This is a genomic window from Capnocytophaga felis (assembly GCF_009684755.1).
GTDB lineage: Bacteria > Bacteroidota > Bacteroidia > Flavobacteriales > Flavobacteriaceae > Capnocytophaga > Capnocytophaga felis.
In genome coordinates this window covers 1-8,807 of sequence record NZ_BLBC01000017.1, presented here as the reverse complement: position 1 = coordinate 8,807, position 8,807 = coordinate 1, and the positions used below count along the sequence as shown (strand labels likewise).

The 8,807-nt window shown below is 36.3% G+C and carries 16 protein-coding genes; 13 read left to right on the top strand and 3 right to left on the bottom strand.

The genetic code is table 11. The features are described 5' to 3' along the window. Window positions 1-294 precede the first annotated feature (294 nt). Complete coding sequence (locus tag GN105_RS12030; protein ID WP_373279408.1) at window positions 295-1,503, top strand: site-specific integrase; 1,209 nt, start codon at window positions 295-297, stop codon at window positions 1,501-1,503. A gap of 138 nt (window positions 1,504-1,641) precedes the next feature. Here GN105_RS12030 and GN105_RS12025 read toward each other — a convergent pair whose 3' ends face one another. Beyond that, window positions 1,642-1,884, bottom strand: coding sequence for a hypothetical protein (locus GN105_RS12025; protein WP_155285640.1), 243 nt, complete (start codon window positions 1,882-1,884; stop codon window positions 1,642-1,644). A 209-nt stretch (window positions 1,885-2,093) separates the two neighbouring features. On the opposite strand from GN105_RS12025, the gene GN105_RS12020 reads away from it, so the two are divergent. From GN105_RS12020 to GN105_RS11965, 12 genes are all read left to right on the top strand, one after another. Beyond that, window positions 2,094-2,441: a molybdenum ABC transporter ATP-binding protein gene (locus GN105_RS12020; RefSeq protein ID WP_155285639.1), complete on the top strand. Its 348-nt coding sequence runs from the start codon at window positions 2,094-2,096 to the stop codon at window positions 2,439-2,441. Window positions 2,442-2,456: 15 nt separating this feature from the next. Beyond that, window positions 2,457-2,858, top strand: coding sequence for a single-stranded DNA-binding protein (locus tag GN105_RS12015; RefSeq protein ID WP_155285638.1), 402 nt, complete (start codon window positions 2,457-2,459; stop codon window positions 2,856-2,858). A gap of 12 nt (window positions 2,859-2,870) precedes the next feature. Then, a complete protein-coding gene (locus GN105_RS12010; protein WP_155285637.1) occupies window positions 2,871-3,395 on the top strand; it encodes an antirestriction protein ArdA in 525 nt (174 codons plus the stop codon). 15 nt (window positions 3,396-3,410) lie between these two features. Next, the gene (locus GN105_RS12005; RefSeq protein ID WP_155285636.1) at window positions 3,411-3,854 is read left to right on the top strand and encodes a hypothetical protein; all 444 of its coding nucleotides are present in this window, start codon (window positions 3,411-3,413) and stop codon (window positions 3,852-3,854) included. After that, entirely contained in the window at window positions 3,851-4,030 is a 180-nt protein-coding gene (locus GN105_RS12000) for a hypothetical protein (RefSeq protein ID WP_155285635.1), read from the top strand. Before GN105_RS12005 ends, GN105_RS12000 begins: the two co-directional genes overlap by 4 nt. Window positions 4,031-4,034: 4 nt before the next feature. After that, window positions 4,035-4,187 carry a hypothetical protein gene (locus GN105_RS11995; RefSeq protein ID WP_155285634.1) on the top strand — a complete coding sequence of 51 codons (153 nt, stop codon included), beginning with the start codon at window positions 4,035-4,037 and terminating at the stop codon, window positions 4,185-4,187. A gap of 114 nt (window positions 4,188-4,301) precedes the next feature. Continuing rightward, the gene (locus GN105_RS11990) at window positions 4,302-4,805 is read left to right on the top strand and encodes a PRTRC system protein E (RefSeq protein ID WP_155285633.1); all 504 of its coding nucleotides are present in this window, start codon (window positions 4,302-4,304) and stop codon (window positions 4,803-4,805) included. A gap of 33 nt (window positions 4,806-4,838) precedes the next feature. Then, on the top strand, window positions 4,839-5,057 hold the full coding sequence (locus tag GN105_RS11985; protein WP_119653162.1) for a PRTRC system protein C: 219 nt from the start codon (window positions 4,839-4,841) through the stop codon (window positions 5,055-5,057). Window positions 5,058-5,162: 105 nt separating this feature from the next. Continuing rightward, window positions 5,163-5,336 carry a hypothetical protein gene (locus tag GN105_RS11980; protein WP_155285632.1) on the top strand — a complete coding sequence of 58 codons (174 nt, stop codon included), beginning with the start codon at window positions 5,163-5,165 and terminating at the stop codon, window positions 5,334-5,336. An 11-nt stretch (window positions 5,337-5,347) separates the two neighbouring features. Next, window positions 5,348-6,319, top strand: coding sequence for a hypothetical protein (locus GN105_RS11975; protein WP_155285631.1), 972 nt, complete (start codon window positions 5,348-5,350; stop codon window positions 6,317-6,319). Window positions 6,320-6,331: 12 nt separating this feature from the next. Next, the gene (locus tag GN105_RS11970) at window positions 6,332-7,075 is read left to right on the top strand and encodes a PRTRC system protein B (RefSeq protein WP_155285630.1); all 744 of its coding nucleotides are present in this window, start codon (window positions 6,332-6,334) and stop codon (window positions 7,073-7,075) included. A gap of 52 nt (window positions 7,076-7,127) precedes the next feature. Beyond that, window positions 7,128-7,943 (top strand): PRTRC system ThiF family protein, encoded by an 816-nt coding sequence (locus GN105_RS11965; RefSeq protein ID WP_155285629.1) that lies wholly within the window; start codon window positions 7,128-7,130, stop codon window positions 7,941-7,943. Between the two features lie 279 nt (window positions 7,944-8,222). On the opposite strand, the gene GN105_RS11960 is transcribed toward GN105_RS11965, so the two are convergent. Together GN105_RS11960 and GN105_RS11955 are read right to left on the bottom strand one after the other, a co-directional pair. Then, complete coding sequence (locus GN105_RS11960; RefSeq protein ID WP_155285628.1) at window positions 8,223-8,504, bottom strand: helix-turn-helix domain-containing protein; 282 nt, start codon at window positions 8,502-8,504, stop codon at window positions 8,223-8,225. Beyond that, a partial coding sequence (locus GN105_RS11955) for a helix-turn-helix domain-containing protein (RefSeq protein WP_306452390.1) occupies window positions 8,482-8,807 on the bottom strand: 326 nt, incomplete at its 5' end. The genes GN105_RS11960 and GN105_RS11955, both read right to left, overlap by 23 nt.

Sequence of the window (8,807 nt, the reverse complement as noted above, 5' to 3'; positions counted from 1 at the left end):
AAAACTAAACTGCGAAAGTAAGTAAAAAGATGTAATATACACATACTAAATGGTTTAGTTTGTTATCAGGAAAGTATTGGAAAGCAAGGAATAAGGTAATTTGACGGGTAAAAACAAAGTTAGGTTTCTAAATCGTTACCTAATGGTAGTTTTAAATATTTTAAGTAAAAGACTATATTTCAGTATTTTGCACTTATTTTCATAGAGTATGGTAACTCAATAGAGATTAGTTTTGTAATTTAAAAAGTTGAGTTATGCAAGTAAAAAAAATCAACCTTCAAAGTGCTTTTCTATTTGAAGAAAAATGCTCCTAAGAAAAACGGAAAAGTCGCCATTATGGGTAGGATTACCATTGATGGTAAAATTGCCCAATTTAGTACTAAACTCGAAATTTTTCCCGATAAATGGGACTTGAAATTCGGCAAAGTCTTAGGTAAGAGTGAAGAAGCTCTTTCATTAAATCGCAAATTGGAAGAGCTGAAAACTCGTTTAGTCAATCAATATGACCATCTGATGAAAACGGATGGTTTTGCTACCGCCGAAAAACTTAAAAACAGCTTTTTGGGTATCGGCACGATGGACGATTCTCTTTTGAAAGTTTTTCAAAACTTCAATGCTGATTTTGAAAAAATGGTTCAAAAGGGTGTGAGAGGCAAACAAACCTTGGCGAAATATCAAAGCGTGTATACACATCTTTTGGACTTTATAAACTACAAATACCATCGTACGGATATGGCTTTTAGGGAGCTTACAGCGGATTTTATTAAAGATTTTGATTTTTATCTTCGTGTTGATAAAGGATTAACACATAATACGATATGGGTGTATATGATGCCTTTGTGTAAGATGATTGACATCGCTTTGGAAAAAGATTTGATTCACAAGAACCCATTCCGAGAATACGAAATCACAATGCAGGAAAAAGACCGAGGTTATTTGCTAAAAGAAGAAATTGAGCAGTTGTTGAGCTGTACTTTTAAGAGTAAAACCCGTGAATTGGTGCGTGATTTGTTCGTGTTTAGCTGTTTTACGGGACTTTCGTATATTGACATCAAACAGCTCAAAAAGAGTCAAATTCAAACCTTTTTTGATGGTAATCGTTGGATTCTTTCCCGTAGGCAAAAAACGAGCAATCCTTCCAATGTTCGCATACTTCCCATTGCTCAAAAAATCATCGACAAATACGAATCCATCAGCAGAGGTGAGTTTGTATTTCCTGTCCCAAGTAATACCTCTTGCAATCTTCATTTAAGAGAAATTAGCTTAGAGGCGGGTATTGATAAAACAAAGCCATTGAGCTTTCATTGGGCAAGGCATACTTTTGGCACCTTTTTTCTTACAGAAGGTGTTCCTTTGGAAAGTGTTAGTAAAATGATGGGACACAAGAATTTGAAAACCACACAGATTTATGCTAAAATCACCAATGAAAAAATCAGTAAGGATATGGAAAAAATCGCTTGTAAATTCAATGACTTTGGTGAGCGATTAGTCGCTTCATTATAGTGTAATTCACTGCAATTCATATGATAATATAAAATATTTGTCTTTAAGATTAACCGATACAGGGATTATTTACAATTTCTGTATCGGTTTTTTTATTGGATTTTATTCGGCAGAGGAAGACTCCTTCGTTTCATTTTATTAGTAATGGTGTGTGCGTTTGTTTATGGGATTTTCTCCTGTTTTATTTATGAAGTAATCACCCGAAATGGGTATTCGTTCTCGAGAGCAAAGGTATTTCTGTGTTTGTAACGCTGCCACAAGGTCAAGCCTTTGGTTTTCAAAAAAATCTCCACACCCGTTTTCAACAGGGGTTGTATTTTTTTGAAAAACCTTGTAGCCGCTAAACACAGACCTTTTAGGCTCTCGAAACGACCACCGCATATTCCGGCTCTTTATACGAATAAAAAAAATGTCGAAAATGATAAAAATGAACGCACTGCTTACTACTTGTTTTAATGAAACGACTTCGCTCTTCCTCTCATTGCCGAATTAAAAATTTTCAGAGATAGAGAGTGGAAAAAGCAGGGCGGACAAAACATTTCGCAAAACGCAACTCAAAACCCAAATATTCACACTCAAAAATAAAGAATATGACAAGAGAAAACACACCTATTGCCACAAAATTCGTATCGTGGAAAGTATGTACTTTAAACCAATTAAAAGACACTCGTGCCTACATATTACGTCAGAAACTCAATGAGAAACAGCCCTTGTCAAGAGCGGAGAAAAATTGGATAACCTACCAAGTCAATCACAATTCGTATTTCAAAAATGCCATTCCTGTTATGGGATACCGCTTTGATTTTTCAGACGTTTTAAAAACTTTTTTGGTACTACAATACCAACAATGGAACGAATATAAAGCCCTTGACAAAACAAGCCTTCGGGCAATGCTTTATGGAAAAATTTGCCTTATTATCGAAATTAAAAAACCTTAAAATACACTAAATAGTATGAATATCATTGGAAGATTGACAAGTGATGCACAGGTGCAAACCTTGTCCAACAAAAAACAAGTTGTTAATTTTTCGGTAGCAGTCAATGATAACTACCGAAATAAAGAGGGAGAAACCATACAGCAAACCACGTATTTTGATTGTGCGTATTGGATAAGTGTCAATGTAGCTAAGATATTGACCAAAGGGGCTTTGGTGGAGCTTTCGGGCAGGGTCAGTGCAAGAGCTTGGATAAATGCACAAGGCGAACCCAAAGCAGGATTGAATTTTCATACCTCAAAAATCAAATTGCATCAAGTTAAAAAGTCGGAAGCAACCACCAACACACAACCCCAAGAGCAAAAACACCCCAAAACAACGGACGAAGATTTTGACGATTTACCTTTTTTAACATTTTAAAATCAAAGAGATATGAATTCTATCTTAAATGAAATACGTATTTATGTAGGTACATATAAAAAATACAACGAGGGTAATTTATTTGGTAAGTGGCTTACCTTATCAAACTATGATGATATAGAGGCTTTTTATGCCGACTGCAAACTATTGCACCAAGACGAAAAAGACCCCGAACTAATGTTCCAAGATTGGGAATGCCCCGAGATTTTTGACGGATTTATAGGCGAATGCCATTTGGAAGAAAGCATTTTCGAAATCGCTTCCCTTTTGGAAGAAATGAGCGATGACGATATGGAAATCATAGAAAACTATATGTATCTGACTGGAATGCCCCTAAACGAACAAACCATCGAAAAAGCCCAAGAGCAATATATCGGTTACTTTTCCACTGAAACGGATTTTGCTGAATATTATGTGGAACAAACGGGACTACTCCAAAATATTCCTGATGAGGTGGCAACGTATTTTGATTATGAAGCCTATGCAAGGGATTTGGATTTTATGGAACACAATAACCACTATTTCTATAATTATTAACCAAAAAGAAAAAAGATGAAAATAACAAACACAAATACAAAACATATCCTAATAAAAGCCCATACCAATAGCGATTGGGATACCTGCGACTTTGCCATCATTCAAATAGATGAAGCGTGGAAAAAGGAGTTAAAAAAACGGCTAAAATTAGTTGAGTTCATTGATGATATGCCTAACCTTGTTTCGGTTTTGTTTCGAGATAGTGTCGTGAGTTTTTACGCCACTAATGAAGATGACACGCCCCATATAGATACCCTTTTGGGGGACAAAAATTGGCAATTTGTGAGCCTCGAAAACAACGAAACGAACCATTTTAACACTCCCACAAGTACGCTCAACTTATATCAAATGGTAATTTGTAAAGGTGGGTATGCCTACTTCCAAGCCTTTGGAAAACATACGGGGGAAGAATTCTACACGGATGATTTTAACCTTAATACACTCATAGAAAAATTATGACGATAAAAGATATAAATGGAAACATCGTGCAAGTAACCGACCTTGATAAGGCTTTACAACAAGCCGATGATTTTAGAAAATACAAACATACCGATAATAAACATATTTCTTTTGATAGAGAGCGAAAAGCCTATTGGGAAGATATGTATAAAAAATTGAAACAATTAAAAAAATAGTATTATGGATACCTCAAAAATGAAACGTATTTACATCGCCTACTTTACCGATAGTTGGCATAGTACCGATAGTCGTACTCTTATCCGAGTATGTTCTAACAAAGAAAAGGCTATTAAAGAGATTAAAGCCTACTGCAAAAAGTACGGAAAATATTAGAGCGTATTATTCATAAAAACGGCTATCGAGTTGCATATCGCACTCAACAAGCTATTTGTAAACAATAAAACCATCATAAAAACAAGTTAGTAACATTCAAAAAAAGGAAGCACAATGGAAACGAATTTTTTTAATCAAATCGCAATGATAAGTGTAGTGGGAACGCTACAAATGACCCTCCAACAAGGACAAAACGGGCAATATATTGTGTCGGTATTACTACAAAACGACCAATGTAGCGACCCTGCCAAAAATGGTATTCCTCCTCTTGTGTTAAAGGGAACGGCAGAGGAATTGGACGGCGGATTTTTTCAAAGCATCGTCCGCCCCCTTGAGGAAACTTCATCGCTTTTGGTCAATATGGAAAACTATATCCAAGCCCAAGAACACGCCAAAAAGCAATCGGCAATGGAAAAAGAAAAGACAGAAAAAGCCCAAAAGAAATACGATGAAGCAATGAAAAAAGTTTCGGAATTGGAAGCACAAGGCAAGTATCGTGAAGCGTGGACAAAATTGCCACCCCCCGATGAATTTCCCGACCAAGCCGAAAAAATACGCAAAAAAAGGTCAGAATTATCGGCTCATTTTGCCCCTACTTTGTTTGAAAACGCAGAATAAAATCTAATTTATCAATCTATAAAAAAGAAAAATATGTTAATCGCAACCCAACTCAAAAGAGTGTTCGTATTTAAAAATAATGGACAAGAAACACGATTAGACGACCCCAACCAAGAATGGTCGGTAGAAATGGTACAGCATTTTTATGCACCTACCTATCCGATTTTAACCACCGCCAAAATATCTGCACCTCGTGTAAATGGCGAATATGTAGAATATCATTTTGAAACTTCCATCGGAACAAAAGGTTGAATTTTTAGCAATTAGTGGTTAGTGTATAGTGATTAGGATATAAAATCACACTCTAACCACTAATCGCTAATCACTAATTGCTAATCACTTAATAACTAACTATGTATGCAATCCAAAATAAAAGGCAACATCAAGCCGATACACGACCCCAAAGAGAGCGAATTACACAAAAAACTCTCGGAGTTTGCCCAATGGGTAAGCTGTCCCAAAGACCTTGCCCAAATCCAACAAGAGCAGAAAACCACCGCACCGAAGTCCATTTTACCAATGGTTTTCTAAAACATCGCTTTTTGCCCAAAGTCGGAAATTTTAGCGATTTCAAAGGAATACACGTAAAAAAATTACAAGGCGATTTACAAAAATCATTGGAGAGAATGGCAAATTTTTATGATTTTCAAGCCCTTGATATGAGCAAGTATGAATTTCCATACAATGTGGCATTGGCACTTGACCAAGCCCAAAAACACCTGCAACAAAATATGGATTGTTGGTATCGGATACAAGTGTGGCAGGACACAACCCCAAAGGCTTTTTTATCGTTTTTCTTTTCGGTAGAGGAAACTTTTCGCACAGACAACACGCTGTTTTACATTCCTGTGTTGCCTGTTTATAAACTACTGAAAAGCAAGAATAAAAGACACAAAAAAATAGGGCAATTGTTCCTGTCGGTTTTTGCTTATATAAGTCATAAAGTATATGTTCCTTATTACACTATGGACGATTGTTTTTTGGGATATATATACGAAAATTTCAATGATTGGATACTAAACGATTGGGACGACCCACAAGAAAAAGAAACATTTTCAAGCAATTTGCGACAAGCCCAATATGTAGGCGAACACTTGTATCAAAAAATCCGAAATCCCAAAAACCTACAACTTTTTGAAAAACGGATAAACGATTTTACGGCTTGTAATGAAACGGAAAAAGAGGTATTACGAATTTCAAAAGCCTTTTTTCAGTTGTGGCAGGAGTTTCCCTCTGCTGATTTATATACGCATTTAAACCGAGAAGAAATATCTGATGAAACAGAATTATTTACCATTGACAAATATGTTTCATTCGCTTTTGAAACGCAAAGTGATTTTTTTGAGTATCAAATCATAGGATTTGTGAATGGCGAATTTTCACAATGTGGAGAAATTGAAGTACCTACCTTTGTCAATCGTTTTGACGGAGTGTCCTCTTATTCTAATTTTAAATTTGAAAGCTACTTTTTTTCACTATTACATCAATTGATAAGCCTTTTAAATACTTTTTAAAAACCTTTAAAAATGAATACAAACCCTCAACCCTTAAAAGACCTTACGGAAAACTTTGGAGAACTTTATTATCCCACTTCGGCAGTAGTATTTTATCAGACTACCCAAAAATATAACACAAAATGTTACACGGAATTTGTACATCTTGACACGGACGGAACACCCCTATCGGCACAGCCTCTATGTAAAGAACAAGCCGAAAATCTTGCTAAAACTCTTGTTTGTGTTGATGATAAAAACAACGGATTTTGGCAATCCAACGGCTTACTTCCTGCCAACGTGTTATATGTCAATTCTGCTGAAAATGGCTATGTAATTTGGTACACAAAGGCTCAAAGGCGAAAACTATTGTTTGCCCCATCGCTTCAAATGGAAAAGGTATGTGTGAGTATTCCGCCACTTGTTTGGAAAGCCTATAAGGACAAACTTTTTGTGTATGCCCTTGCAAAAAATCGAAAACCAAGCCTAAAAACTCCTTTGCATTATGCTCCGTTTTTCAATGTATATGAAAATGGTAATGTCTGTATGGGGTCGGTACAAATTCAGATAACGAATAGTACCTATTTAGAAAACTTTATGAACCTTTGGGAAAGCTATTTTTTTGATAGTTATTTCTCACATCAATTGGGCAGTTATCCCATTATCAAAGGCAAAACCGATTTAAAAAACCTTTGGCAAGAACTCTCAAAAACGCAAAAGCCTTTTCCTACTGAACTTTTACAGCCTAACCATCAACAATTAGAAAATATTTTGTAGAGGAAAGAAAGATTAGAAAGAAGTAGAAAATCAGAATTAAAAAGAAAAAACAATGAAAAATACCGACACTTCCATAAAAAAAAGAGTGCATTTTGTACATAATTCCTTGCTCAATGCCACTAATCCCATTGAGATACATTTAATCGGAGCAGGGGGAACGGGTTCACAGGTGGTAACGGCTTTGGGACGTATGCACCACGCTTTACAACAACTCTCACACGCAGGTTTTTGCCTAACGCTTTGGGACGATGACACCATTACCCAAGCCAATTTAGGCAGACAACTCTTTGCCAAAACCGAATTAGGCTTACACAAATCCACCGCACTAATAAGCCGTATCAATCGCTTTTTTAGTACGGATTGGAAAGCACAACACCGAAAATTTGATACCGACACTTTTGTGGCTGCTTCTCAATCAATGCAGGGAAGTATTTATATTTCGTGCGTGGATACGGCAAAGGCTCGTTTTGAAATAGCCCAAATACTTACCGATTTAAAACGTCCCAATCATTATCACAATCCCCCGCTTTATTGGTTGGATTTTGGGAATAACCGCCATACGGGGCAAGTAATTTTGTCCACCATAGGCTCACACCCACAGCCCCAAAATGAGGAAATAATAGGTATTGAAAATCTACCCTTTGTAACCGATGAGTTTTATGATTTTTTTGCGAGTGGCGACCAAAATGAGGATACCCCAAGTTGTTCCCTTGCCGATGCTTTACTCAAACAAGACCTCTTTATCAATGCCACCCTATCGCAAATGGGAGCTTCCTTACTTTGGAATTTGTTTCGCAATGGGCTTACCGACAAACGAGGCTTTTTTCTGAATTTGCAGGATTTTAGAAGTCAGCCGATACTGGTTTGATATTTAAGTTGGGGGTTCAAGGTTCTCTGTTTGATGTTTAAGGTTTAAAGTTCCCCCTTTTGGGGGATAATTGCCTGTCGGTGCTACCGACCTTCTTTTCTTTGTTTTGCGGACAAAGAAAAGAAGCAAAAGAAAACCGCTTACTTACAGATGGTTTTTTTATGGGTTTATAATAGAAGTTTTCCTTGAAAATCAGTCATTTCTTATTAGAAAGAAGAAAGCCCCCTTACTTTAAATCAGAGGGCTTTACAGAGAGAAATAATGAAGAATGGCAAGAGATTATTTGTGGTAATTCGCTTCTAAAATACGTTGTAAATCACTTTCTTTAAAAAGAATTTTTCCACCGATTTGAATGTATGGAAGTAGCTTGTCATCACGATATTGTTGTAGGGTTCTTTTAGTGATATGCAGTAGCTCACAAACCTCTTTGCCCGTTAGGTAGATTTCGCCATTAAACACAGGACGAAAGTTTTTAAGAATAAATTCCGTTTGGGCTTTTAAGGCTTCTATTTGAGCCATATAATCGGTAATTTCTTGGTTATGATGCGTGAATAATTTCATTTTCAGTCATTTTGGTGTTTTGAGAATTTTGGGAAGACAACAATTGTTCTACATCGCTTCGTTTGAAATAATTCTTACGTTGAATGGACGAATATGGCAAAATTTTTCGGTCTTTGTAACCTTGCAATGCCCTTTTGCTGATACCAAGCATTAAACAGACCTCTTGGGTGTCCAACCACTTTTCTTGTAAACAAAGTCCTTTGTAGCTATTCACTACACTTTGTAAGGTTCCTATAAGCTGTTCTAATTCTTGATGCGTTTGCTCAAAAATCGCTTTTTCAATGACAATCACTTCCATTATTC